The organism is Saliphagus sp. GCM10025317 (genome assembly GCF_042663665.1).
GTDB lineage: Archaea > Halobacteriota > Halobacteria > Halobacteriales > Natrialbaceae > Natronosalvus.
Genome location: NZ_JBHTAQ010000005.1, coordinates 2,078,494 through 2,100,955, shown reverse-complemented (window position 1 = coordinate 2,100,955; position 22,462 = coordinate 2,078,494). Strand labels below are relative to the sequence as shown.

24 protein-coding genes and 1 tRNA gene are annotated in these 22,462 nt (G+C 59.4%); 13 read left to right on the top strand and 12 right to left on the bottom strand.

The window, feature by feature from the left end:
- Window positions 1–639 carry an FAD-dependent oxidoreductase gene (locus tag ACFQS4_RS12220; protein ID WP_497901779.1) on the bottom strand — a complete coding sequence of 213 codons (639 nt, stop codon included), beginning with the start codon at window positions 637–639 and terminating at the stop codon, window positions 1–3.
- Window positions 640–745: 106 nt separating this feature from the next.
- Window positions 746–1,210, bottom strand: a complete 465-nt coding sequence (locus ACFQS4_RS12215) for a winged helix-turn-helix transcriptional regulator (protein ID WP_497901778.1) — start codon at window positions 1,208–1,210, stop codon at window positions 746–748.
- Between the two features lie 128 nt (window positions 1,211–1,338).
- On the opposite strand from ACFQS4_RS12215, the gene ACFQS4_RS12210 reads away from it, so the two are divergent.
- Window positions 1,339–2,151 (top strand): AAC(3) family N-acetyltransferase, encoded by an 813-nt coding sequence (locus tag ACFQS4_RS12210; RefSeq protein WP_497901777.1) that lies wholly within the window; start codon window positions 1,339–1,341, stop codon window positions 2,149–2,151.
- 145 nt (window positions 2,152–2,296) lie between these two features.
- Here ACFQS4_RS12210 and ACFQS4_RS12205 read toward each other — a convergent pair whose 3' ends face one another.
- Together ACFQS4_RS12205 and ACFQS4_RS12200 are read right to left on the bottom strand one after the other, a co-directional pair.
- Window positions 2,297–3,652, bottom strand: a complete 1,356-nt coding sequence (locus ACFQS4_RS12205) for a hemolysin family protein (RefSeq protein ID WP_497901776.1) — start codon at window positions 3,650–3,652, stop codon at window positions 2,297–2,299.
- A 760-nt stretch (window positions 3,653–4,412) separates the two neighbouring features.
- A complete protein-coding gene (locus ACFQS4_RS12200) occupies window positions 4,413–5,069 on the bottom strand; it encodes a helix-turn-helix domain-containing protein (RefSeq protein ID WP_497903189.1) in 657 nt (218 codons plus the stop codon).
- A 247-nt stretch (window positions 5,070–5,316) separates the two neighbouring features.
- On the opposite strand from ACFQS4_RS12200, the gene ACFQS4_RS12195 reads away from it, so the two are divergent.
- Window positions 5,317–6,438, top strand: a complete 1,122-nt coding sequence (locus ACFQS4_RS12195) for a sensor histidine kinase (protein WP_497901775.1) — start codon at window positions 5,317–5,319, stop codon at window positions 6,436–6,438.
- A 99-nt stretch (window positions 6,439–6,537) separates the two neighbouring features.
- Here ACFQS4_RS12195 and ACFQS4_RS12190 read toward each other — a convergent pair whose 3' ends face one another.
- The gene (locus tag ACFQS4_RS12190) at window positions 6,538–7,080 is read right to left on the bottom strand and encodes a type III secretion system chaperone family protein (protein WP_497901774.1); all 543 of its coding nucleotides are present in this window, start codon (window positions 7,078–7,080) and stop codon (window positions 6,538–6,540) included.
- A gap of 484 nt (window positions 7,081–7,564) precedes the next feature.
- Between ACFQS4_RS12190 and ACFQS4_RS12185 the strand changes: the two genes are divergently transcribed.
- Window positions 7,565–8,767 (top strand): tyrosine-type recombinase/integrase, encoded by a 1,203-nt coding sequence (locus ACFQS4_RS12185; protein WP_497901773.1) that lies wholly within the window; start codon window positions 7,565–7,567, stop codon window positions 8,765–8,767.
- A 52-nt stretch (window positions 8,768–8,819) separates the two neighbouring features.
- On the opposite strand, the gene ACFQS4_RS12180 is transcribed toward ACFQS4_RS12185, so the two are convergent.
- Window positions 8,820–10,106: a hypothetical protein gene (locus tag ACFQS4_RS12180; protein ID WP_497901772.1), complete on the bottom strand. Its 1,287-nt coding sequence runs from the start codon at window positions 10,104–10,106 to the stop codon at window positions 8,820–8,822.
- Window positions 10,107–10,179: 73 nt separating this feature from the next.
- Here ACFQS4_RS12180 and ACFQS4_RS12175 point away from each other — a divergent pair, with 73 nt between their 5' ends.
- The 4 genes from ACFQS4_RS12175 (at window position 10,180) to ACFQS4_RS12160 (ending at window position 14,868) form a co-directional block, all read left to right on the top strand.
- Complete coding sequence (locus tag ACFQS4_RS12175; RefSeq protein ID WP_497901771.1) at window positions 10,180–10,332, top strand: AbrB/MazE/SpoVT family DNA-binding domain-containing protein; 153 nt, start codon at window positions 10,180–10,182, stop codon at window positions 10,330–10,332.
- A 325-nt stretch (window positions 10,333–10,657) separates the two neighbouring features.
- Window positions 10,658–11,014 (top strand): hypothetical protein, encoded by a 357-nt coding sequence (locus tag ACFQS4_RS12170; RefSeq protein WP_500193467.1) that lies wholly within the window; start codon window positions 10,658–10,660, stop codon window positions 11,012–11,014.
- Between the two features lies 1 nt (window position 11,015).
- Window positions 11,016–11,411, top strand: coding sequence for a hypothetical protein (locus ACFQS4_RS12165; RefSeq protein WP_497901769.1), 396 nt, complete (start codon window positions 11,016–11,018; stop codon window positions 11,409–11,411).
- Window positions 11,401–14,868: a phage NrS-1 polymerase family protein gene (locus ACFQS4_RS12160; RefSeq protein ID WP_497901768.1), complete on the top strand. Its 3,468-nt coding sequence runs from the start codon at window positions 11,401–11,403 to the stop codon at window positions 14,866–14,868. The genes ACFQS4_RS12165 and ACFQS4_RS12160 overlap by 11 nt, the downstream gene beginning before the upstream one ends.
- A 131-nt stretch (window positions 14,869–14,999) precedes the next feature.
- On the opposite strand, the gene ACFQS4_RS12155 is transcribed toward ACFQS4_RS12160, so the two are convergent.
- The 3 genes from ACFQS4_RS12155 to ACFQS4_RS12145 all read right to left on the bottom strand — a co-directional run bounded on the left by ACFQS4_RS12155 (window position 15,000) and on the right by ACFQS4_RS12145 (window position 16,598).
- Window positions 15,000–15,260 carry a DUF8139 family protein gene (locus tag ACFQS4_RS12155; protein ID WP_497901767.1) on the bottom strand — a complete coding sequence of 87 codons (261 nt, stop codon included), beginning with the start codon at window positions 15,258–15,260 and terminating at the stop codon, window positions 15,000–15,002.
- Between the two features lie 595 nt (window positions 15,261–15,855).
- On the bottom strand, window positions 15,856–16,071 hold the full coding sequence (locus tag ACFQS4_RS12150; RefSeq protein ID WP_497901766.1) for a hypothetical protein: 216 nt from the start codon (window positions 16,069–16,071) through the stop codon (window positions 15,856–15,858).
- The gene (locus tag ACFQS4_RS12145) at window positions 16,071–16,598 is read right to left on the bottom strand and encodes a hypothetical protein (protein ID WP_497901765.1); all 528 of its coding nucleotides are present in this window, start codon (window positions 16,596–16,598) and stop codon (window positions 16,071–16,073) included. Before ACFQS4_RS12145 ends, ACFQS4_RS12150 begins: the two co-directional genes overlap by 1 nt.
- 219 nt (window positions 16,599–16,817) lie before the next feature.
- Between ACFQS4_RS12145 and ACFQS4_RS12140 the strand changes: the two genes are divergently transcribed.
- Entirely contained in the window at window positions 16,818–17,102 is a 285-nt protein-coding gene (locus ACFQS4_RS12140; protein WP_497901764.1) for an HTH domain-containing protein, read from the top strand.
- A 222-nt stretch (window positions 17,103–17,324) separates the two neighbouring features.
- Here the strand turns inward: ACFQS4_RS12140 and ACFQS4_RS12135 are convergent, their stop codons facing one another.
- Together ACFQS4_RS12135 and ACFQS4_RS12130 are read right to left on the bottom strand one after the other, a co-directional pair.
- Window positions 17,325–17,498 carry a hypothetical protein gene (locus tag ACFQS4_RS12135; protein WP_500193459.1) on the bottom strand — a complete coding sequence of 58 codons (174 nt, stop codon included), beginning with the start codon at window positions 17,496–17,498 and terminating at the stop codon, window positions 17,325–17,327.
- Between the two features lie 23 nt (window positions 17,499–17,521).
- On the bottom strand, window positions 17,522–17,698 hold the full coding sequence (locus ACFQS4_RS12130) for a hypothetical protein (RefSeq protein WP_497901762.1): 177 nt from the start codon (window positions 17,696–17,698) through the stop codon (window positions 17,522–17,524).
- A 268-nt stretch (window positions 17,699–17,966) separates the two neighbouring features.
- Here ACFQS4_RS12130 and ACFQS4_RS12125 point away from each other — a divergent pair, with 268 nt between their 5' ends.
- From ACFQS4_RS12125 to ACFQS4_RS12105, 5 genes are all read left to right on the top strand, one after another.
- Complete coding sequence (locus tag ACFQS4_RS12125) at window positions 17,967–18,989, top strand: DUF8098 family protein (RefSeq protein ID WP_497901761.1); 1,023 nt, start codon at window positions 17,967–17,969, stop codon at window positions 18,987–18,989.
- Between the two features lie 4 nt (window positions 18,990–18,993).
- Complete coding sequence (locus tag ACFQS4_RS12120) at window positions 18,994–19,563, top strand: hypothetical protein (RefSeq protein WP_497901760.1); 570 nt, start codon at window positions 18,994–18,996, stop codon at window positions 19,561–19,563.
- A gap of 583 nt (window positions 19,564–20,146) precedes the next feature.
- Window positions 20,147–20,413, top strand: coding sequence for a hypothetical protein (locus tag ACFQS4_RS12115; RefSeq protein WP_497901759.1), 267 nt, complete (start codon window positions 20,147–20,149; stop codon window positions 20,411–20,413).
- Between the two features lie 1,044 nt (window positions 20,414–21,457).
- Window positions 21,458–21,530, top strand: a tRNA-Thr gene (locus ACFQS4_RS12110).
- Window positions 21,531–21,660: 130 nt separating this feature from the next.
- Window positions 21,661–21,954: a hypothetical protein gene (locus ACFQS4_RS12105; RefSeq protein ID WP_500193453.1), complete on the top strand. Its 294-nt coding sequence runs from the start codon at window positions 21,661–21,663 to the stop codon at window positions 21,952–21,954.
- A 9-nt stretch (window positions 21,955–21,963) separates the two neighbouring features.
- On the opposite strand, the gene ACFQS4_RS12100 is transcribed toward ACFQS4_RS12105, so the two are convergent.
- A complete protein-coding gene (locus tag ACFQS4_RS12100) occupies window positions 21,964–22,314 on the bottom strand; it encodes a hypothetical protein (RefSeq protein ID WP_497901756.1) in 351 nt (116 codons plus the stop codon).
- Between the last annotated feature and the right edge of the window lie 148 nt (window positions 22,315–22,462).

Here is a 22,462-nt window from a genome sequence, read left to right as displayed (position 1 = left end):
TTAGCCGAAGTTTTCGATACGTGCCTCGTCCGGGTCCCCGCCTGCCGCCTCGATCGCCTCGGCGACCCGGTCGACGAAGTCCGCGAATCCGAAGACGTAGCACTGCCCGTCCTCGAGATGGGCGTCGACGGCCATTTCGAGACCCTCGTCGTCGTCCGCCTCGAGTACCGTGACGGTCGCCCCCGCTTCAGAAAGTACCTCGAGTCGCTCGGTGTGGGCCGGTTCGTCGTCCTGGTAGATGACGGCCGCGTCGTGGCTGGCCCCCTGGGCAGCCTCGGCGATGGCGACTGCGGGGCCGATGCCGGGTCCGCCGGCGACCGCCACGACGTCACCGTCGCCCTCGTAGGCGATCGTTCCGAACGGGCCCTCCACGTGAACCGTTTCGCCGCCCTCGAGGGAGGCGAGCCACGGCGCGAGTTCGCCGTCGGGATCGACGCCGACGGTGATCTCGAACGTCTCCTCGACCGTCGGCGACGATAGGGTGTAGTGGCGTGCGACCTCCTCGCCCTCGGGCGCCGCTCGAAGGAGGACGAACTGTCCGGGGAGCGCCTCGAAATCTTCGGGCGTCGCGAGTTCGAGTGCGACGGTCGACGGTCCCACTTCGGTGACGGACTCGACGGTAACGGCCGTGCCTTCCATACGGGACCGTACCGGCGGGCGCCTCAAAGAAGTTCCTTTCCCCGCGGCGGTTTCAGTCTTCACGGTCCCGGGGTCTCGTTCAATCCTCGAGTTTCCGAGGATTCCTTCAGGCCTCGAGTTCGTCGCCGTATCGACTCTCCCACAGGCGGAGGTAGACGAACAGCGGGGCGAGCGTCGCCCCGGCGTCGGTCGGTTCGTACTCCACGCGCGGAGGAACCTCGTCATAGGCGGTTCGCTCGAGCAGCCCGGCCTCGACGAACTCGGAGAGTCGTGCAGAGAGCGTGTTCGGGGAAGCCGGGACCACGTCCTCGAGTTCGGAGAAACGACTCGGCCCACCCGCAGTCGTTATTGCCCGCAGAATCGAGAGCGCGTGTCGGCGCTCCAGGAGCGCGAGAACGTCTCGTTTAGCCGGCGAATCGTCCGTCGTCGTCTCGTCGATCGCTTCTTTCCCGCCTGCCGTTTCTACCCCGTCGGGAACTTCTCTCACGTCGGTCGCCGACTCGAGCGCCTCGGTCGCTGGAACGTCGAGGATTGTTTCGAGCGCGTCCGTGATGGTGTCTGAATCGGCCATACAGCCGCTACGCAATCTGTAGTATTAAACTCCTGGATGTATAGCGAACTATCGAGTCCTGCTGGGTCGTGGTTTCGGCTCTGGATCGTGTCCGAACACTCAAATGATTCCTGTGTGTGAGACGAATTATGTCTGAACGAGAGGCGATCGAAGCTGTGGACGAACCCGTGACAGTGTCGTCGCTCGTCGACGACCTCCGGGCGCTCGGGCTGACGCCGGGTGAGACGGTGCTCGTCCACTCTTCGCTCAGTTCCCTCGGATGGGTCTGCGTGGACGCCCAGACCGTCGTCGACGCGCTCATGGCTGCCGTAACCGAGGCGGGGACGCTCGTCATGCCAACCCACTCGGGTCAGTACAGCGATCCGGCCGCCTGGTCGAATCCACCCGTTCCCGACGACTGGATCGACACGATCCGGGGGGAGCGACCGCCCTACCGACCGGCGACTACGCCGACACGCGGCGTCGGCGCCGTTCCAGAGTGTTTTCGATCGTATACCGGCGTCTATCGGAGCCAGCACCCAACCGTCTCGTTCGCTGCCTGGGGCGCCGACGCCGATTCCGTCGTCGCCGACCACGCGTTTGACAACGGTCTGGGGGAGGGTTCGCCGCTGGCCAGCGTCTACGAACGCGCCGGCTCGATCCTCCTGCTGGGAGTCGACCACGGTGCCAACACCTCCCTCCACCTCGCCGAGTACCGGGCGGACATCGACCCGCCGAGGACCGACAACGTCGCCACCGTCCTCGAGGACGACGAGCCAGCGTCAATCACCTACCAGGACATCGAAACCGACGCCAGCGACTTCGCGACCCTCGGCGATGCGTTCGAGGACGAACGCGACTCGAGCGTCCGACGCGGATCGGTCGGCGCCGCCGACGCGCGGCTGATTCCCCAGCGAGCGATGGTCGACTTCGCCGTGGACTGGCTCGAGGCGAATCGGTAACGGGTTCGATATCGACTCGAGACCTTGCGACCCGATAAGCGCCCTCACTACCGACTCGAGACGGCCCCGCCCGATCGAAACTGGTATCGACGCGCGGTCGACTGATTCGGGCGAATTCTCATTCGTTCAAAACCGCATGCCCCAGTCACTCGAGGCTCGAATCTTCTGCGGGGTCGGCGGGTCCATCTTCCGCGTTCCGAACCTCAACCTGTGAGATGCGTGCTCCATCGACCGCCGCAACGATGAACTCGTAGCCGTCGATCTCGAACTCGTCACCGACGTCCGGGACGCGGCCCGCTCGAGACAGGATCAGCCCACCGACGGTCTCGACACCGTCGGCCTCGAACGCGGTCTCGAGCGTCTCGTTGAGCCTCGAGACCGTGAATCCGCCGTCGACGACGTAGGTGCCGTCGGCTCGCCGATCGACCGACGGTTCGTCCGTGACCACGTCGAAGTCGTCGCGAATGTCGCCGACGAGTTCCTCGACGACGTCCTCGACGGTCACGATGCCCTCGAACGCGCCCCACTCGTCGACGATGGCGACCATCTGTTTTCGTTCGCGTTGGATCTGCTCGAGGAGGTCGATGACCGAACCGGTTTCCGGATAGATGAGCATCTCCCGGGCGATGTCGCCAGCCGTCAGCGCATCGGCGTCGGGATTTTCGTGTGTGGCCCGGAGGACGTCTTTGGCGTCGAGGAAGCCCTCGATCTGATCGTCGGTGTCGGGATCGATGACCGGGTACCGGGTGTGGCCTTTCTCGACGATCCTGGACCGAACGGCCGGAAGCGGCTCGTCCGCGGAGATGGTGACCACGTCCGGTCGGGGAACCATGACCGCCTGGACCGAGAGATCGTCGAAGTCGAACACGCGTTCGATTAGTTCGACTTCCTCCATCTCGATGTTCCCTTTCCGACCGGCCGTCGACAGCACGGCGAGAATCTCCTCTTCCGTCAGTACCTCTTCGTTCTCGGAAGCCGGTGGGATGCCGATGAGTCGCGTGAAGAAATTCGCCGTCCCGTTGAAGACGACGAGTCCGGGGATAAACACGTAGTAGAAGAACTTCATCGGTCGCGCGACGATCAGCGCCACACGCTCAGCCTGGGCGATCGCGATCGTCTTCGGGGCCAACTCGCCGAAGACCACGTGCAGGAAGGTGATGATACTGAACCCGACGGCGAAGGCGACGAGGTGGATCAGTCCCTCGGGTAAGATCGGCGACAGTACGGGCTCGAGCAGGGCCGCCACGGCGGGTTCGCCGATCCAGCCCAGTCCAAGCGAGGAGATGGTGATGCCGAGCTGTGTCACGGCGAGGTAATCGTCCAGGTTGTCCATCGCGTCCTGTAAGAGGACTGCCCCCGACCGACCTTCCTCGACGAGCGCGTCGACGGCTGTCGCTCGAATCCGAACGTACGCGAACTCCGCGGCAACGAAAAAGCCGTTCAGGAAGACCAGGACGAACGCGACGAGGAGTCGACCGACGGAGAGGGCGACGTCTACCATCGACGACTCCATGACGTTCCCGCATCGGGCCGGGTGCTCGAGTCGCGAATGAAGCGACCACTGTACGGGCCAGGATCGTGCATACCACCATCTATGAGCTTCGAGCAGTTAATTCCTTAGAAATGCGTCCCTCGTTTGGATCAGCCATTGAACGACGCTCGAGACAGCTACCGATGCGGACTCTTTCCAGAAATCGGCCACGTCGGCGACCACACAGCCACGAATGGCCGCGAGGCGTGGCCGACTCGAGCATGAGTGATCCACCATGACACAGTATAGTGTCACTTGGCACCCGAACTGGGACGTTCGTGAGCCATTTGCACTCACAGGGGTCGTTGATGTGTCGATTCCTCAGTCGGCGGGGGATCCCGTCGACGATCTACTATTGGGAAGATCTCATCATAAATGCGTCTCAATGAGCAAATTTGGCGATATAATCGCATTTTTAGGTACGAATAATGCATAATACCTAAAAAGAATAAACGAACGTCAGAATAATATGGGTGCGTCGGTGCAGAACTATTCGGTTGATCACTGGCGGTACTCGAGACAGGTTCCATTGGCGATGCTCGAGACAGGGTACGACTGACGGTACTCGAAGCAGGATACCTACAACTGAACCCTCACATCCGCGACCCGTCGATCAAACCCCGCATTGGTCGACGATGTTCGATGGTAGTCACTCACCGCATGCATCTCGAGTGTCGCGTCACTCGAGTGAAGTGCGCGACCCACACGAAGATAGTCGAGTAGTAATCAGTCAGAGATCGACTTTCTGCTGGTCTCCATCGGCTAGTTTGGCACTCACGAGCGCCGCGTGGCTTCGCCGCAATCGTTCCGACAGCGCCTGGTGAGAGATACCGAGTTCGTCTGCGAGCTCTTTCAGGGTCACCTTTCGCGGTACGTCAAAGTAGCCCAGTTCGTGGGCCGTGACGATCGTCTCGTACTGGGTCTCCGTGAGCGGCGTCTCCTCGCTGAGGTCGCCGTCCAGTTCCGTCATGCGACGCACCGAGACGGAGAACTCCTGGTCCAACAGTTCGTCGTGCGCGGCCGATAGCGACTGTCGATCGTAAAAGAGCAGTTCGATCGTCCAGTGGTGGTCCTCGCCGGTCGTTTCGAGGATGGCTCCGCCGTGGTCGGCGATCACTTCCTGGAACTGCGTGATCGGCGCGTCGAACTCGAGGCGAAAGAGCCAGCGTTCGCGGCTGGCGTCGGTCAGGCTGGCGAGTACCGACAGCGTCGGATCCGCCTCGAGCGCCTCCTGAATCTCGTTGCGACTCGCCCCCGACACCCACACGAGTGGCGGGCCCTCCCCGACCACCCCTGCGAACTGGAACTCGAGCGACGGGATACGCTCGAACGCGGTCGCTGCAGCGAAGTAGCCGGCGGGGACCTCGAGTTCGGCGACTGTCGTCATCATCGACATTCACCACAACCGCATATAGACGGCTTCTGTTAGCGGTAGGTGTTCCCGCTACCATCGTTCGGGGACTATCCCGTTCGAAGATAAGTTACTCCGTTTTACCGCCTCCGCGCCGGGCGTTCACGACGGACCGGTCGAACGTACAACATACATCGTTAACTGATACCGTGCCCAACGCCAGCGCATTACGATGTCGACTTCATCTCGTCTACGTGGAGAAGTAATCGGACGATACACGGTGATGGGACTCGGTCTTCTGTACGTCCTGGTCGGCGCCGCGTACTTCGTCACGGTGGTGTCCGAAGGAATGTCGCTCGGGTCCGCGTTCGTCGTCTTCTCGTTTATCGCCGGGTCGGGCCTCGTCGTCTTCGTCGGCGGGTATCGCCTCCCGACGTCGTCCGTCGACCGTCGATTCTACTCGTCCGTCGCGCGCTGGTCGCTTCTCGGAATCGGTGGAATGATCGGTATTCTGGGGGTCTATCACGCACAACCAGACATGGCGCTCGAAGACCCTCAGCGGTCGCTCGCCGTTCTCACCGCGTTGAGTTGCGTCGCCGGGTTCGGCGTCGGAACCTACGCCGCCCGGGCCAAAACCAGCGCCCTCGAACTCGAGCGACGGAATCGGGCCCTCGAGCGAGTCCAGGACCAACTCGAAGAGACGAACGAACAGCTCGAGCGATCGAACGAGCGACTCGAGCAGTTCGCGTACGTCGCCTCACACGACCTCCAGGAACCGCTTCGAATGGTCACCAGTTACCTTCAGTTGATCGAGCGTCGCTACGCCGACGAACTCGACGAGGATGGCGAGGAGTTCATCGAGTACGCCGTCGACGGCGCCGAGCGAATGCGAGCGATGATCGACGGCCTCCTCGAGTACTCGCGCGTCGAGACGCAGCGGGAACCGTTCGAACCGGTCGACCTGGACGACGTCTTCGCTGACGTTCGCAAAAACCTCGAGCTCAAGCTTCGAGAGCGCGACGCCGATCTCGAGGTAGACGACCTCCCCCGCGTCGAGGGCGATCCGAGCCAGCTTCGTCAGCTCTTCCAGAACCTCGTCTCGAACGCGATCGAATACAGCGGCGACGAACCGCCGGTCGTCGACGTGACGGCCAAACGGAACGGCGACCGCTGGCTCGTCTCGGTTCGTGACGAGGGGGTCGGGATCGATCCGGACGAGACGGAACGTATCTTCGAAATTTTCCAGCGGCTTCACAGCGAAGACGAGGTCTCGGGAACCGGGATCGGCCTCGCGGTCTGTAAGCGAATCGCGGAGCGCCACGACGGCGACATCCGGGTCGATTCCGAGCCTGGGGAGGGCTCGACGTTTTCGGTTACGCTTCCGGCAGCGGGCGGCGACGCGTGAGTATCGGGCGACGGAGTGCCTGCTCGAGCCGTTATCTTTGCCGGCCGCGGTACGAAAGAGGTTCATAGACCGATGGCATTTCTGGCAAAACGAAGGGAATCAGACCGCGTCCGTTTCGTCGGTGGAGAGAGTAGCCGATTCTGAGGTACTTTCGTCGGTGGATTCATCGGATTCCACCGATGACCCGGGATGCGTCGCCGCCAGCACGTTCTGAACGTAGCGCATCCCGGTGGCGATTCCCATCACGCTGTCCATCAACGATTGCTGAGTCGCCTCACCAGGATAGATCCGGTGCTCTAACTGGAGCACCTCGGCGTTCCGAAGCTCACACGCACGGTCCTCCTCGTCGAGGAACGTGTAGAACCCGGGCGTCGCAGCAAGCACCGGCCCGATCTGGGTCAGTAGGTCCGTACGCGACTCCTCCTCGCGGATGAGTCGCTTTGCCCGTTCGGTGTCGAACGCGCTACGCCCGACGACCCGAATCGGACCCCGCTTATCCTCCTGGATGAGGTGTATCGGCAGGCGCGAGAGGGTCACCTGCAGGTTGAACTCCGTTTCCTCCTGAGAGTGAGGCGTAACGTCCTGGATGGCGTTCTCGTCGAGCCACCACCTAACCTGCTCGACGCTCACGTGGGTCGTCATGCCTCGACTCCGGCCTCGAGCCAAAAAAGGACTGACCTGGCAGGAGCCGACTTTTCGACTTCGAGAACGTACGGACTGACCGAAACTCGGGCTCCCCGGAAAGATTGCATTCGATGACAGTTGTAGTCGCGGGTTTCCTACTGCTTCGAGAATACTCGCTCGCACCGATCGAGGTTCCCACCGGGGCCTGTGGCTCGTCCACCTTCGAATGCGAGGTGTTCGGCGAGGTAGCTGTCGGACTCGAGAACGGTGAAATCAGCGTCCTTCCACGATTAAACGGTGTGCGGAGAGTCGTCGCAGTACGCCTGCCAGAGCGACAGTAGCCGGGAAAGTCGGATCAGGCTAACCACCCTGTACACCAGTGAGGAGACGCACAGCTCGGGGGCGTTAATAGTGGGCACCGTACAAATGGTAATATGCCCGGGGAGGGCTTTCTAACCCAAGGGTTCAGAACCCTTATTGCCTCTGCAACCGAATGACTACCATGCCGACGGTCGACTACGAAGCGAAGGTCGAAAGCGTGTTCGAGATGGTCGCCGAATCCGACGCCATCCATCCCGAGAACGCCGCCTTACTCCGAGCGTACCGCCGCGACAAGGAACTCAACGGGATGAGCGCGGCCACACAACAGCGGAATCTCTCATACCTGAAAATCGTCGCCGAACACGTCGGAGAAACTCGGTTCGAGGATATGGACACCGAGGACGTGAAAACGCTAATTGAGTGGATTCACGACCGGGACCTGGCTGATGCGACCGTCGAGACCTACAAGAAGGTCATACGACAGTTTTGGACATGGATGAATGATGGCGACGCGCCCGAGGAAGTCGCCTGGCTCACTATCTCGTCCGACGCCTCCAGCGGGACCTTGCCGCAGGATCTCTTAACCAAGCACGACATCGAGGACCAGATCGCCGCCGCGAAAAACCCCCGCGACAAGGCGTTCATCGCGATACTGTACGAGACCGGGGCGCGCATTGGCGAACTCATCGATCTGACGATCGGAGACATCGAGGACCGTAAGCACGGGAAGAAAATCACCATCAACGGAAAAACCGGTGCCCGCCGACTCCCACTCGTAGAGTCAGTCCCGTATCTCAACAAGTGGCTGAACGCGCACCCGAACCCGCAGAAGAACGCCCCACTGTGGTGCAAGATTCAGCAGGGCGACCCGGACGATCAGCTTGGCTACAACTACCTTCGGCAGAAGGTGCTCGGGAAGAACATGGAGCGGGCGGGCATCGACAAACCCTCGAACCCCCACCACTACCGTCACTCGCGGGCTTCGTATCTTGCCAACGAGATGACAGAAGCCCAGCTCTGTGAATGGTTCGGCTGGGTTCAGGGCTCTGACGTACCGGCCCGATACGTCCATCTGAGTGGCCGTGACATCGACAACACGTACGACGCGTTACACGGGCTCTACGAACCCGACGAAGACGAGGAGGAAACCAATGTCGTCGAATGTCCTCGGTGCGAGGAGCTGAACGTACCCAGCGCTGCGTTCTGTATGCGGTGTGGATTCGCACTTGACCGAGACGTGGCTAAAGAGATTGACCAAACGGAGACCGATCTCGCTGAAACAGCCACGAACGAGGACACGGCCCTGGCGCTCCGTCTCGTACAGGCGTTGGAGGGGCAGCACGAGGAAATTGAGGGTGTCCTCGATGCCATTGAAGCAAAATAGCGACGAGTGGGGTGAAAGCTGTAGCCGACCATTTTCTTCCGTCACGTGAAAATCAGAGTGTCTTGAGTGCTGCCTCAATCAGGTCGTCGGGGAACGTACTGAACGGGTGATGTTCCGGTGCGTAATCGAATAAGTAATAACTCAGCGCCTTCCCATACGCGGTCAACTCCCATCCATTTCGATCGCCCTCGAAGAGGGGGCGATCCTCCCACACGTCGCCGAACTCTCGATCTCGGGCACCAGCCAAATCCCTTGCCAGCGCCGTGACGGCACTCGAATCGTCGGGTACGCCGATCTTATCAGCTGCTTTTCGTGAAGATAGAGCGCCATCGTGTTCGAAGACGGCTCGGACCACCTCGACTGCATGCGCGTCGTGCCAACGCTGGTTCTCGAGACGGGTGCCGTCGTGATCCAATAGTTGCCGGAGTTGTTCCCGTTCAACGAGGCGATGCTCCTTGATGACCTCGATGACTCGTTCCTTCGTTACGTACGCGTCGAAATCGAGTCCGGCGTTACACTCTCGTATAAATGCTCGCCATTGTCCGAACGAGCCAGGTGTGCCCGAGTCAACTACTGAATCAACGAGATACCAACCCGCTCGTTCCATGATTACAGCGGGATCAACGCTGCTGTCGGCCTGTAGGTGATCTGCAAGAGGATCGTGTGTCCACTCCTGGAGTTCGTCCGCCTCTACCATTCTTTCGATTCGGACGCGGAGCGTCTGAGGTGTGATGTCCCAGTCGAGTGATTTCATCGTCGCCTCTATGCCCTGTTCAGCTTGGTGATCTTCATGGATGGCCTGCTGATTCTGATATTCAAGTCGTTCGATTAGGTCATCCATGCGGTTGGCTCGGCCGCCGTAAAGGCTGCTACCAGATGGCCCCCTCAGGTAGAAGGCATCGGTAATTCCCCAGAGAACGTCGTGGTAGACCTCGTCATCGGCCGTCAGCTCAGATGGGACCAGATGCTTGAGCATCGTTCCGATCCGTCGGCCCAACGCCACGCGCGCAGCTCGCTGCTGTTCGATGGATGTTCCGGTCGGCTCGTCCGTAAAATCGACTGTCTCGACGTTTTCGAGGAGTTTCTTCCAATAGTCAAGTCCAAACTCCTCGCGAAGATAATCACCTTTCGCCAGGATGTTAATGTCTGTGTAGAGCGCCTCGATTCGGGTAGGGAGGAGGCCGGCCTTTGTGTGAATATTGCGACGGAGCGTCCCCGGGTGGTACTTGCTGGTGGATGAACCTTCCAATGCGAACTCACGCTCGTAATCCGTTAACCTATGCACATCCTTGGGGCCTCGAGGATCTCGGTCGCCATTGGAGTCGTCGCTGGAAACCATATTTAAAGCAGTTCTAAATTATTCTCATAGATACTTAGCTCTATCCATCAGTGCGTAGCCATACGTAGCGGTTATGAGAACAACTCAGCGGGTATACGCCCGAGGCAAAGTTACGATTCCGGCGCAGATTCGGTCGGAACTCGAAATCGAAGACGGCGATCTGATCGAACTGGAAATCCGTACAATCGACGCTCAGGAGGTGTCTGCCAGCGATGGCTCGATGTAACCTCGACGACGAGGCACTACTGCTCGTTGCTCGGCACGGGAGCGGTCCAATCGAACGTGCTTTAGCCGCCGTACGGCTGGCGAAACGACGAGGACGAGAAGACGAGCTACGTCGAATCATCGAAGATGTGGCGAACGACGACCACTTCGAGAGGTCGCCATGAAAGATTGCGAACCCCAAACGGTTACCCCCGGGTATTGTCCTGGCGTCCGTCGGGAGGTCGATCTGAGAATGGGAATCGATGACTTCCCTACAGGGACGGCGATCCCCCTCCCACGATACGAAGGGACGGTGTCGTGGGTCTTCGAGTCGAACACCGACAGCAATGATCGGGATTCTGGAGGTGATTGTCGTGGCGAGTAACGACCTTGCCCTTGGAGCACGCGTCGTCGATCGCGAGGCCCTGTCTCCTGTCCGATCCGAGGCAGTCGTCGTCGCTCTCCACGATACGCCAGCCGACCACTACCCGATCGACACCTTCGGGGCCACTGTTGCGGACGTCAACCCCAGTTATGCGCCTGATGAATCAGTCGCGACTGTCGCGCTCGTCGCCGACCTCGAGACGTATGCACCCGATTGGTCCTCGGTTCCGATCCACAACCTTGCTGCCCAATTACAAATGTTGAATGTTGACCTCTACACTTGCCCCGTGGAACGACTCGCTCCTGTTGGAGGTGCTTGAGATGAGTGACGATGACTCGACGCTCGAGACCGCCCGGCTAATGGAGGCCGTCACCGAGGACAGCACCCTCACACCTGTGGAAAAGGAGACGTCGATTCATTTCGCGAAACACGACGAGGAAGCTCGCATGTTCACCGCCGAAGCTGGGCTTATGCGCCGGCTCCTCGCACACTCAGAAGCTGACGTAAAATCGCTCACTGTCCTCGACGGGGACGCGCACAAAACAGTTTCGCCGGAGGAGTATCGAGATGGCTCGATCGTCGGCATCACCGCTGATCTCCCCGTGGGGGTGCTCCAGGTGAAGCTGACGCCCCGTGCGAGCTCGTACCACGCTGAGATCATCACCGACCGCGTACTCACGAATCGTGAGGGCGAGGGCCCGTCCCATGATCGGTGATCGTCCGCCTCGGCCAACGTCTCTTTCGATCCAACCAACGTCGTTTCCCGACCAGCTGATCGAACGCGAACAGTGGGTCGCATGGCGGTACACGTTCGATACTGATCGCGACGAGTGGACGAAGGTGCCGATCAACGCGATGACCGGCCGATTCGCCAAGTCGACTGACCCCAACACGTGGACGTCGTTCGACGACGCGCTCGAGTACCACCGACGCGACGACACCGACACGGACGGGCTCGGGTTCGTCGTCTCAGACGACGACCTGCTCGTCGGGATTGATCTCGACGATTGTCGCGACCCGGACACCGGCACCTTTGCGTCGTGGGCCAACGAGTTGCTCGAGGACGTCCCGACCTACGCCGAGGTGTCGCCGAGCGGGACCGGCGCCCGACTGTTCGGGCTCGGGTTCGTTCCCGACGGTGGGACGCGAGCCGACGTCGACAGCGCCGACGGACACCTCGAGATGTACGAAACCGATCGATATCTCACCGTGACCGGCCACAAGATCGACGGCTCGCCCGACGACGTCGAGCAGGTGAACGACGCAATCGCCGACGTTCACGCTCAGTATATCGCCGACGACGAACCAGACCGGAACTCGACGGAAATGGGTGACAACGGTGGTGTAGAAGAGCATTCTCCGGAGTCACACCCATGGGGTGACGGTCACGAAACGGAGTCGCTCACCGACGACGACCTGCTCGACCGTGCTCGAACCGCCGAGAACGGCGACAAGTTCGATCGCCTATGGCGCGGGAATACCACCGGATACGGAAGTCACAGCGAGGCAGACCTCGCACTCTGTGGGCTGCTCGCGTATTGGGCTGGCGGCGATCGTGGCCGAATCGACCGACTCTTTCGACAGTCGGGTCTCTATCGTGAGAAGTGGGATCGCGACGACTACCGCGAACGAACGATCAAGAAGGCGGTCGAAGGTCAAACTGACTTCTACGAACCCGGTTCAGGCCGATCGCCGTCCATGACCGACGACCTCGGCCTTCCGGTGCCGGAGGCCTTCGATGTTCAGTACGGTGGATACTACAAGTACCACCCGCCGCGAGACGGTGACGGTGATGGCTACTACGAGCGTGTGACGAACTTCCAGCTCGAGGTGCTGGCCCGGCTCGCCCACGATGATGGCCGCCGGGAGTACCACCTTCGCGTTCACCCGAGCGACGGCGAGCCCTATTTCGTCGACGTCGAACCGTCGTCGTTCAATGAGCTGCGAACCTTCCGTCGCGACGTCCTCGAAGGGTGGTCTGTAACCTTCGTCGGCGGGCAGAAAAGACTCAACCAGTTGAAGGAATTCGTCGCTGGCCAAGAGGCGCCGATCCGCCGCGGGACGAAACAGATCGGACTCCACGGTGACGAATTCGTGACGCCGGCGGGATCGCTCACGGCCGACGGATGGGCCGACGAGCCCGGCGTCATCTACACCGACGACAGCTCCCAATTGATTCCCCTGTGGCAGCTCACGCCCGAGACGGCCGACCCTGACGATGTAGATCGTGACGCCGTCGCCGACATACTCAACCTACTCCCACGAACCCGCGACCCCACGCGATTCCTCCCGGTGCTAGGGTGGTTCTACGCCGCTCCCCTTCGCCCGTTGATCCAGGAGTGGGAAGGCGAGTTCAACTTGTTGAACGTCCTCGGGGACACCGGCGCCGGAAAGACCGCCACCCTCGAAACCATGTGGCGGCTGTTCGGCATGGACGGCGAACTACTCACCGCCGAGTCAACGCCGTTCACGATGCTCACCGCGCTCGCGTCGACGAACGCGCTCCCTGTCGTGTTCGACGAGTACAAACCGGCCGACATGAATCCGAACCGGAAGGACAAGCTCCACCGGTATCTTCGGACGTCGACGAAAGGCGGAATCGAATCGAAGGGGAACGCCGACCGAACCACCGACAACTACCACCTCCACGCCCCGGTGTGTCTCGCTGGCGAGCAGCCGATTCAGGGACCGGCCGAAGAACGCCGAGCGATCATGACGACGTTCACCCGGTCGGTCGTCGTCGGTGACACCCCACAGAGTCGGGCGTTCGCTCGGCTCGTCGGTGGGAAGGACGGCGACGAGTACCACGACGGCCTCCCATTCGAAGATCACGCGCTCGCGTACTACACGTGGCTTCTCGAGCAGGACACCGACGAGCTTCGCGACCTGTGGCGAGAGTCTCGCGAACGTGTGACCGAACTACTTGACGGGCGGGAGGTCGACGCCGACGTGCTTGACGATATGGTGGCCCAAGGTTTCCAGACCGTTCGATTCGGGTGTACGATCTACCGCGTGTTCGCGGCCGACCTTGGAGTTGATCCCGACACGACGCCCGTCACGCCCGCCGCTGTCGACGACGCGATCCTATACGTCGCGGGCGAGGGTGGTGGCGCCGATCACGTCTCACACCTCGATCGATTCGTCGGCCTGCTCGGGCGGGCAGCGTCGGCCGACTACCTCGCTCTCGGCGAACACTACACTGTCGTCGATGACGGCGTGAACGGCACCCGCGAACTCCGGGTGAAGCTCCCGACGGCATTCGACCAGGTTCGACGGTACGCTCGCGATCACGACGTACAGGGCGAGGACTTACTCGACACCGTAAACGACTACCGGGCGCGGCTTCGCGATAACGCCGACCGTCTCGACGGCTACGTGACCACGACATCGCAGAACACCCGACTCAACGAGTCGACGCAAACCCGCTGTATCGGGATCGATGTCGCGATCGCCGACGAGACGGTCGACGAGTTCGAACTCGGGATGTTCATCGACGACGACGGCGACAGTCCAGCCCGGCGAGACCGAGACTGTGATTACCCCACCATCGATGATCTCAGGCCGGGGTACGTCACCTTCGAGGCAACCATCGAGTCGGTCCTCGATCCCAAGCCGTGGCTCCAAGGCGAAGGGACGCTTCGCGACCGCTCCGGGGTCGTCGACTATGTGATTCGCAGCGGTTCGGGCGACGTCCCGCGACTCGAGGAGGGCGACCGCTACCGACTCGAGAACGCCCGCGTCACGACCAGTGAGGACGACGTGAGAGTCGTCGAGATACGCCCTGGAGCGACCACCGTCAAACCGGTAACGCAACAGACTGGGCTCGAACGCGATCGCGACGGGGAGGTGGATTATGATGGTGACCGCGGCGACGATCGCGATGGAGATGAAACCGACGTCGATGCCGATCCCAGCGCTGGGACCGACGACCCAGGCGCCGAGGGGCAGGCCGCCGACCTCGTGCCCCCGTCGGGTGAGTACGTTGGTGTGCAAGCGAACGTGATGGACACGCTACGACGCAACAGCGGTGAGGTATCGATCGCCCAGCTCGCAGGGGCGATCGGGAACGGCGACACCTCTCCCCACGATGTCCGCAACGCTGTCGGCCGACTCGAGTCGAAAGGTCGTGTAACGACCGACGATGTCGACGGCCGAACAATGGTCCGACTGTGACCCCTTAATACCGGTCTTGTTGAGGCCCTTAACCGGTAATAGGTTTCAGCAGCCGTGCTGAATACAGGGCGCGACTATAGCATGATATTCTGGTCAATTTGCGAGGGCGGTGACTGCTCAATATAGGAGAACTACTGATCGCCCTCAACTGGGACTAAATCGTGATGACGAAACGAGAGAGGGATTTCTTCGTTGGTTTCTACGTTACAAAGCGTATATGAGTATGCATCTGTGGCTCGCCCGGTTTCCTCGCCAAGACTGTCTACAAGAATTTCAACGATTTCACATATGGTACCATGATACCGATCATCAGGGTCGTCAGGGCCGAGATAAATCTGGACGTTATCTCCGACAGAGTACGGATCATTCGACGGTTGGGGGATGTTTTCCATTGTGCGACCTTTGGACTTACCAGCCGTATCAGTCCATCGCTATGTTAGCATATCCACTGAGCGCCTAGTTCAGCCTGACCTGGATGAAAGTAATCTCCTGGGATCGTTTCTATGACAGACTCTACTTTGAGCTATCGCAGTTCCCTACATTCAAGGTTCAGCCTCTGAGAGGAAGTCCCAGTATCGCTCTTTCAATTCGAGACCGATTACCCTCGCCGCCGGTTTTAAACTCCACGAATACCCTCCATGAGGGAGTCTTTTCGGGTTGGAACCAGCGAGATGGACAAACGGCTCCGTTCGACAGCATGACGAGCGCGACCGACTCCTGACTGGGGCGAATCTCACCATCTACATATGATCGCCCCTGGTGCCTCCAGATCGATTCCACCAGCGGTCCATGCCTCAAGCCGCGTCTGGTGAGTCTCCTCAAGCACAGGGTCGACGTGGCGCCACCGCGCCCGGCATCGGAGCCCGCAGAACTCGCGCATTCGATCGTTCGCCTGGCCGAACCCGAGCGACTCTCGAGCACGGCCAATCTCGTCCTGGGGCACCAGCGAAAGGGCCCGTCCGCAAGCGAAACACGTTGACGACGCCGTCATGAGCGTGTCACCCCTGAGGTCTGACCCTCGAAGATGGGGCCTTGGAACACCTCAACACCGTCATACCGGCGATTGCGTACCAGATGACCGCCTTCGCGGCAGGCGTCACATCGGAAGTGCTCGAGCACGCGGTGCGCGTTGAGGCCGTCCGCGCGGACGAACCGAACGGCGCCGCCGCACGCCCGGCAGTTCCGGGGGATCGCGTCGGTCATCATGCCCACCCGCCGCGGCGCTCGAGTACCCGTTCTCTCGCGGCGTCGAGCCCGGCCTCGTGTTCGATCTCGAGGCGGGCGTCGACGGCTTCCGCCTCGGCGTCGATTGCGGGCGCCATCCGCTCGAGGTCGCGGGCCGCCCGGAGGTCACGGGCGAACACGGGCTCGCCGTCAACGTGCTGGCCGTGCTGGGGGCAGACGTCGTCCTCCAGGCCCGCGGGAACGGGGAGGCGCCCCGTCGCCGTGAGCGCGGCATAGTAGTGCTTGCACCCCCGGTCGTCGCCGCGGCACTCGTTCTTCGCGTCCGGGCAGGTGCATCGGTCGGCGGGCTCGTCGGCCAGGACGTCCACCTGGTACTCCCGCCCCGAGACGCTCACGATGCGGTACTCGCCGTCAGCGAGGTGGCGGTAGACCGGGCGCCCCAGAACCGACATCTCCTGGGTGACACCACGGTAGCGGCGCGCGGTCACGTTGTGGTCGTCGGCTTTACGGTGGTCGCGGGCGTAGGTCGCGTTGGTCGTTGACATGGCTTGAACACCTGAAAACGGCCAGTCCGGGCGTTCCAGCGCCCGGGCGTTTCGACGCCCCGAGGGGACTGTCCGTCCTCATCTATACCTACAACGGAATAGATCATAAAGAGCTTTCACGACGCTCCAGACTATCGCCTTCGGTGATAGACCGTTAACGGCCTTGCCGTTGAAGGCAAGGATTAAAGCCGTTGTTGGCATAGACTGGACACGACAGCAATGACCCGTCCCTACCGAGTCGAGGCCGAGGACTGCCTGGCCGCGTTCATCGAGCGCGAGGATAGCGCCGAGCCGCTGGGCTCGTCCGAGGTCGCCGACCACGCGGGGATCGCGCGGCGGACCGCGCACAAGAAGCTTGAGGAGCTCGTCGATCGCGGGGTGCTCGCCTCGAAAAAGGTTGGTGGACGCTCGCGAGTATGGTGGGTACCCGACGACCTCGGGGTCGACCTCCGCCAGCTCGTTGCGAGCACCGACGATCCCGACGTCGACCCACCAGCCCGGTGACCGATCCCGATCGTCGTGAGAGCCCCCAGGAGGCCGCTGGGGATGCTGACACCGAACCCGACCCCAAAACCCGCCGGGTGGGGACGAGACGCCAGGAAGCGAACGTGCGGCCCTGGAGGACGTCGCTGACCAATTCTCGTCGACCGTTACCCTCGAGGAGGGGATCGCCGCGGTCTTCGCTGCCCGTGAGTTCCTTGAGGTCGGAGGGCAGTCTTTCCTGTTCTACTCCCCATCTCGATCTCGAGTCCGCGTCCTCTGGCCTGCGTTGGTCGCTGGCCAGTCCTTGCGCCGGAACTCGCCTGGATGGTCGGTGTTGACGTGCTCGGCGAGCTCGGCAGCGCCGCCAGTGGAGAACGAGCAGTCCGGTGACGGGCAGACGAACGATCGTGGTGGCATCGCTCTACGTTTCGCTCTGTTCGTCATTGAGTCCTCCGCTCCGTCTTCGACAGGATCTCGATATCGGGATCGCGACTCGCCTCGTCGATCCGGTCGAGTGCGTGGCGCTCACAGTAGTACTCTACGCGCTGGTTCTGTCGATGGTGGAGTTTGACGTTGAACCAGTGGTCGTGCCACTCCTCACATTGGGCGTATTTCATACGCCCGCGTTCGCGACGCTGGATAGATATACTCCGCCTACGACCGAAAGTGGAGAAGAACAGGCAACGGGCTGAATCCATTCGAAAACACCCAATTTTAGTTTTGTTGAACCCCTCAAGTGGTGACCGGTTTCTGAGAGCATGCTGAATACAAAGCGCATACTCATCAGATCAGCACAAGGAATCAATTATAGAACCATGTGACAAAGACCGTCGAAGAAGCGTAGTTTTAAGAAAGAGGCTCTGTGAGTAGTATACAACGATCAGTATGACTTCGCCTTGGGAGCAGAATCAGATCCTCATTGATATCATGGATGGTCTTGGTGTGGCGATCCATGACGAGGACGCAGACATCGCTAATCTCACCTCTATCAAGCTGAACAAGCTGCTCTACTTAGCCGTCAACAAATTCGATCTACCAATCACATACAGCTGGTACAAATATGGTGCCAGTCTCAGTGGTGGTCAGAGCGACGTCGCCGTCGATTCTGTCGAACCACGGGCGCTTGCCGACCTACCTTCACCTGACGAGCCGAGCATTGGGAATTCTTGGGACTACCCCTCTCCAGAGGAGTATGCATACTTTTTCAAGAGCGACATAGAGCTCACGAAAATCCTCCAAGAGGAAACGAAATCCTATCTACGTGAGTTCTACACCGGCTACGCCCCTAAAGAATATCGGGATCTCTACGTTGCCTCGGCGGTATTGCAGAAGTCTCTGGATACAATACTAGACATGAATACCGGGGAGTTCAACGAGAACTCTACTGAGTGTCTGGACACTATTGAAGAAGAACTGCGGGATTTGGATCACCAGATTCTCCTAAACAGCCATATTGAGGCTGATGAAGAGAACGCACTCACGGCGTATACAGACCTCCTCCGGCAGGTTATCAACAATCTGGACAACCAAGCGACTGACCTATCCCGGAAACAGTTTCAAAAATTCAGGCGATTACTCAAGTTCTATTATTCGCATGCGTGGAAGTACGTCTCGCTCGGTATTTCGGAAAAAACTGCGAGCGGTCCCAGTAGACGTGATCTGATCGGTGGGGCCGTCAGTGATTTGGATTCGTTAGAAAAGAACTACACTGACGAGCTACAAGCGCTCAGGAAAAGTTGCGAAGACGCAGGATTGGTTCCTGCGGTGCTGGAGCAGTCAATTATGGTTGACGCTGAAGAGTCTGCTGACCCAGATGCCGAGGCTGTTGACGCGGCATTCGAAAGCATCCGATCCAATATGCAGTCACGTGAGTATGAGTCGTTAGATCCCGAAGAGTTTACCAAGTGATCGGATGACAGTTCAGCCGATTCTCGCGGATTCTTCAGCCTTGATCGGGCTAGCCGCTTGTAATGAGGAATATGCGGATACGGTGTTCTCCGAGATCGCCGTCAGTACGACATGGACGTGTTTCCGTGAGATTCGAGATAAAGCCAGAAACGGTGGCTCTCACTGGTTACAAAAATCCGCAGAAAGAATCCTGGATTACGTCGAAGACGGTGAAATCGCGTACCCGACTCGGGTGAACATCCCAGGCGCGCCCAACAGTGGCGTACCTGATGCTGGGGAGAAATCTGTCCGCATCGCTCTCGGACAATATGAAGAGATCTCCAGCATCTTGTTATTCGACCGAGGTGCTGCAGTATTACTAGAGCGAACACAACAGGAGCTCGCAGGGACACCGAATGAGTTTACGATTGAACCACCAAACTTTCCACTGTATCTCTTGACGCGCCGGGATAGTGACGAGCAGAATATGTCAAAAGACACGTTCTGCGATCAGTCGGAAAAGATCCTGCAGCGGATGGATTGGAAAGGATCTCGGCAAGAAAACCTCTTTTGGGAGTTCCCGATTGACTGCTAAAGCCTCCTTGCGATATTCACCCTCAATATTCAGCACACTCATTATATCAACTGTTGAGGGTTTCAATAGACCCAACTATCGTAACGACCGATCAACGGTGACTGGTTACCATCCTCAGCGATCGCCAGAATCGACGGTCTTGGTTACGCCCGTTACGTTGTGTTACGGTGTAGTTCGAGAAAGCCGTAACAGGCCGAAACCCGGCGAAATCCTTCGATTCCACTTCTATTCACACTTCATGTTACGATGTTGCGGTTTCTCAAAGAGCGTGTGTACGTGACGTGACAACGAAGCGTCCGTACCTCCACGATACACATCCCTCCAGAATCCGTAACATCGTCACAATCGAATTCTCACGCTGCAGTCCCGTGGTTTTCTGTTACAATTGAAGTGTAACAACGGCGGTTTGTTACGGTTCCGGTGACGGGAGCCGATAATATGACAGCCACATCACTCCAATTAGGAGACGAGCGGCGACAACCGATGATCATTGCCATCGAACCGGCAGACGGCGGTGGAATCGTATGGTGAAGTCACTCGATGTAGCCTAACGATTTATGTTAAAACAGACCCGAGATATAGTATGGCACCCGCCGACGCCACTGATCGCCCTCCCATTGACGACGCCCGCGACGAACTCCAGGCCGCTGTCCCCGAAGCCGCCCAGACCCTCCGCGAATTACTGGACGCCGAAGATGAGCGCGTTCAGATTCGTGCCGCCGAAGCCATCCTCGACCGTGCTGGGGTGACGAAAGCAAAGCAGGTCACCACCACAGCCGCCGAACAGAACGTCGGCGGCGTCGATCCCAAGACTCGAACCGAACGGATGTTCGATGAACTCACCTACTGAGAGATCATGGGTGGACTGGGCTCCGGCCGATATGAGTACGCGGCGACCCCCACCGTCGAGGAGTGTCGTCACCTGAACGTTGACCGACTCACTGAGTTAGTTACCTCGCCGGGGGAGACGACGACCCTCTGGTGGGGACGCCGTGAAAACCCCGACGCGAGTTCGACCGTCGACGTTGGCTCCCCCGAGGAGGGAGATCACGCCCCGTGGATTCGCCTCAGATACACGGTCACCGACTGTCGAACGAGTGAGCGACGTGACTACGACTACCCGATCGCCCTCGAGTACACCGAGTGTAATTTCGGGGGTGTCCGCCCCTGGTTTCGATGTCCTGGTAGCGATAGTGAGCCCTGTGACCGTCGCGTCGGCAAACTCTACTGTCCGCCGATGGCCGATCGCTACCGCTGTCGGCACTGCTACGACCTCGGATACACGTCGAGCCGGACGTCGGGCGACGACATGAAACAAGCCGAGTTACGGTATCGGCGTGCGTATGCGAAGCTCGACGAAGAAGGGCGGCAGCCGCACCCAAACAATGATCTCGTCCCGTATATTCCCGATCAACCGATGGGGATGCACCACGATACGTACGATGCGCTTGTAGCTGATCTTGAACACGCCCGACGGGAATGGGAAGAAGAATGGTATGTTCGACTCCAATCAATGATACGAAGCCTCAGCGACGGGTAACGTCAAAAGGTGAGCAGACTTGTCTCGTGTCGCGGATAACCGCGACAAGAGTGTACTTGTCCTCTGGGAGTTTAGTCATTTGTTCGGTGCCAGTTCGTCGGGGGTGCGGGCGATCAAAGGATCGAATGTAAGGAAATGCACACCATATATTATATTTTGATCACCGTCAATTTCTGGAGGAGAAGAGACACGATACTCGAAGGGTTCGGACCAGTATAAGTGCCGTTGCGGTCTCCAGAAGAGGGTGGAGGGAGGATTCGCTGGGCCCGAGGTAATGGTTTTGAAGATATCGAGTGTGTCAGTACGGATTCGTAATCCTTATGCAGGCTATCGGGCGTACGTAGATTACGTCGTGCCAGTGTAGCTCAGCCGGCAGAGCGAATCCTTCGTAAGGATTAGGTCGAGGGTTCAAATCCCTCCACTGGCTTAATTACTCGATTTTGAGGCCGTTCGATACGATGTTGGTTTCGCCGCGACCGCCCGTTTCGAACAAAGAATCGGAGTGAGCTATCGCCAGGGGTAATTTTATGCCGGTCGTCGCCTGCTTATTCGATATTATGGGATCCGGATCGCTGGTCACATCGAACTCCTCCGACTGTGAATCCGTGAAAGATGGGTATAGTCGGTTAGAAGATCTGTCGCCGAGTGCGAAGCTGGTCTACTTGGTGCTGGCCAACGAGCAGAAAATGTCGCGTAAAGCACTTGAAGGCCACACGCTGCTTTCCGGGAGGACGGTACGCCATGCGCTCAGCATGCTCAGAGACGAGAATCTTGTCGAACAAGAAGTGGACATCCGTGATGTCAGGATCAACCTGTACAGAGCGTTACCGGTCGAAGATCCGGACGAATAGCGCTTCTCATTATTCAATGAGGTTGGTCCAGAACGCGTCTTCATCGGTCGAAATTACCCCGCTCGGCTTCCCAATCAGGTCGTCGGTGATTGCAACCTCCACCATCACGTAGAACTCCATCTGATCGAGGATTTCGGTCGGAACCGATGTGACCCGGTTGCGCGTAATTTTACTCTGCTCGAGATAGGTCAGGTCGTCGGCAGCCCGAAGTTCGTCACCCCACTGCGTGAACACTGCCGCAGTGTTAGATGAATCGTAGGCCCAGAAGACCGGTGAGTCAATACTGACCACATCCTTCTCGATCATCTCGGCTGGTAAGGTGATGACGTTGGTCCGCGGTTGGTAGGATGCTTTCAGCATATACCGGTGATTGCCACGACCGGTGCTAATAGCGTTTCGTCGCCGTCCCATGGAGGGGTGAACAACCGATTTATGCCTATGCGATTGCAATCTACGGCAAGACCAGTAGAGCATTGATATGTCGGATATAAGGCCGCGCCGAGATTTT

Coding starts and splice junctions, on each gene's coding strand:
- ACFQS4_RS12220 (WP_497901779.1), bottom strand. CDS start 639: ATGGAAGGCACGGCCGTTACCGTCGAGTCCGTCACCGAAGTGGGACCG.
- ACFQS4_RS12215 (WP_497901778.1), bottom strand. CDS start 1,210: ATGGCCGATTCAGACACCATCACGGACGCGCTCGAAACAATCCTCGAC.
- ACFQS4_RS12210 (WP_497901777.1), top strand. CDS start 1,339: ATGTCTGAACGAGAGGCGATCGAAGCTGTGGACGAACCCGTGACAGTG.
- ACFQS4_RS12205 (WP_497901776.1), bottom strand. CDS start 3,652: ATGGTAGACGTCGCCCTCTCCGTCGGTCGACTCCTCGTCGCGTTCGTC.
- ACFQS4_RS12200 (WP_497903189.1), bottom strand. CDS start 5,069: ATGACGACAGTCGCCGAACTCGAGGTCCCCGCCGGCTACTTCGCTGCA.
- ACFQS4_RS12195 (WP_497901775.1), top strand. CDS start 5,317: ATGGGACTCGGTCTTCTGTACGTCCTGGTCGGCGCCGCGTACTTCGTC.
- ACFQS4_RS12190 (WP_497901774.1), bottom strand. CDS start 7,080: ATGACGACCCACGTGAGCGTCGAGCAGGTTAGGTGGTGGCTCGACGAG.
- ACFQS4_RS12185 (WP_497901773.1), top strand. CDS start 7,565: ATGCCGACGGTCGACTACGAAGCGAAGGTCGAAAGCGTGTTCGAGATG.
- ACFQS4_RS12180 (WP_497901772.1), bottom strand. CDS start 10,106: ATGGTTTCCAGCGACGACTCCAATGGCGACCGAGATCCTCGAGGCCCC.
- ACFQS4_RS12175 (WP_497901771.1), top strand. CDS start 10,180: ATGAGAACAACTCAGCGGGTATACGCCCGAGGCAAAGTTACGATTCCG.
- ACFQS4_RS12170 (WP_500193467.1), top strand. CDS start 10,658: ATGATCGGGATTCTGGAGGTGATTGTCGTGGCGAGTAACGACCTTGCC.
- ACFQS4_RS12165 (WP_497901769.1), top strand. CDS start 11,016: ATGAGTGACGATGACTCGACGCTCGAGACCGCCCGGCTAATGGAGGCC.
- ACFQS4_RS12160 (WP_497901768.1), top strand. CDS start 11,401: ATGATCGGTGATCGTCCGCCTCGGCCAACGTCTCTTTCGATCCAACCA.
- ACFQS4_RS12155 (WP_497901767.1), bottom strand. CDS start 15,260: ATGGAAAACATCCCCCAACCGTCGAATGATCCGTACTCTGTCGGAGAT.
- ACFQS4_RS12150 (WP_497901766.1), bottom strand. CDS start 16,071: ATGACCGACGCGATCCCCCGGAACTGCCGGGCGTGCGGCGGCGCCGTT.
- ACFQS4_RS12145 (WP_497901765.1), bottom strand. CDS start 16,598: ATGTCAACGACCAACGCGACCTACGCCCGCGACCACCGTAAAGCCGAC.
- ACFQS4_RS12140 (WP_497901764.1), top strand. CDS start 16,818: ATGACCCGTCCCTACCGAGTCGAGGCCGAGGACTGCCTGGCCGCGTTC.
- ACFQS4_RS12135 (WP_500193459.1), bottom strand. CDS start 17,498: ATGCCACCACGATCGTTCGTCTGCCCGTCACCGGACTGCTCGTTCTCC.
- ACFQS4_RS12130 (WP_497901762.1), bottom strand. CDS start 17,698: ATGAAATACGCCCAATGTGAGGAGTGGCACGACCACTGGTTCAACGTC.
- ACFQS4_RS12125 (WP_497901761.1), top strand. CDS start 17,967: ATGACTTCGCCTTGGGAGCAGAATCAGATCCTCATTGATATCATGGAT.
- ACFQS4_RS12120 (WP_497901760.1), top strand. CDS start 18,994: ATGACAGTTCAGCCGATTCTCGCGGATTCTTCAGCCTTGATCGGGCTA.
- ACFQS4_RS12115 (WP_497901759.1), top strand. CDS start 20,147: ATGGCACCCGCCGACGCCACTGATCGCCCTCCCATTGACGACGCCCGC.
- ACFQS4_RS12105 (WP_500193453.1), top strand. CDS start 21,661: ATGGGATCCGGATCGCTGGTCACATCGAACTCCTCCGACTGTGAATCC.
- ACFQS4_RS12100 (WP_497901756.1), bottom strand. CDS start 22,314: ATGCTGAAAGCATCCTACCAACCGCGGACCAACGTCATCACCTTACCA.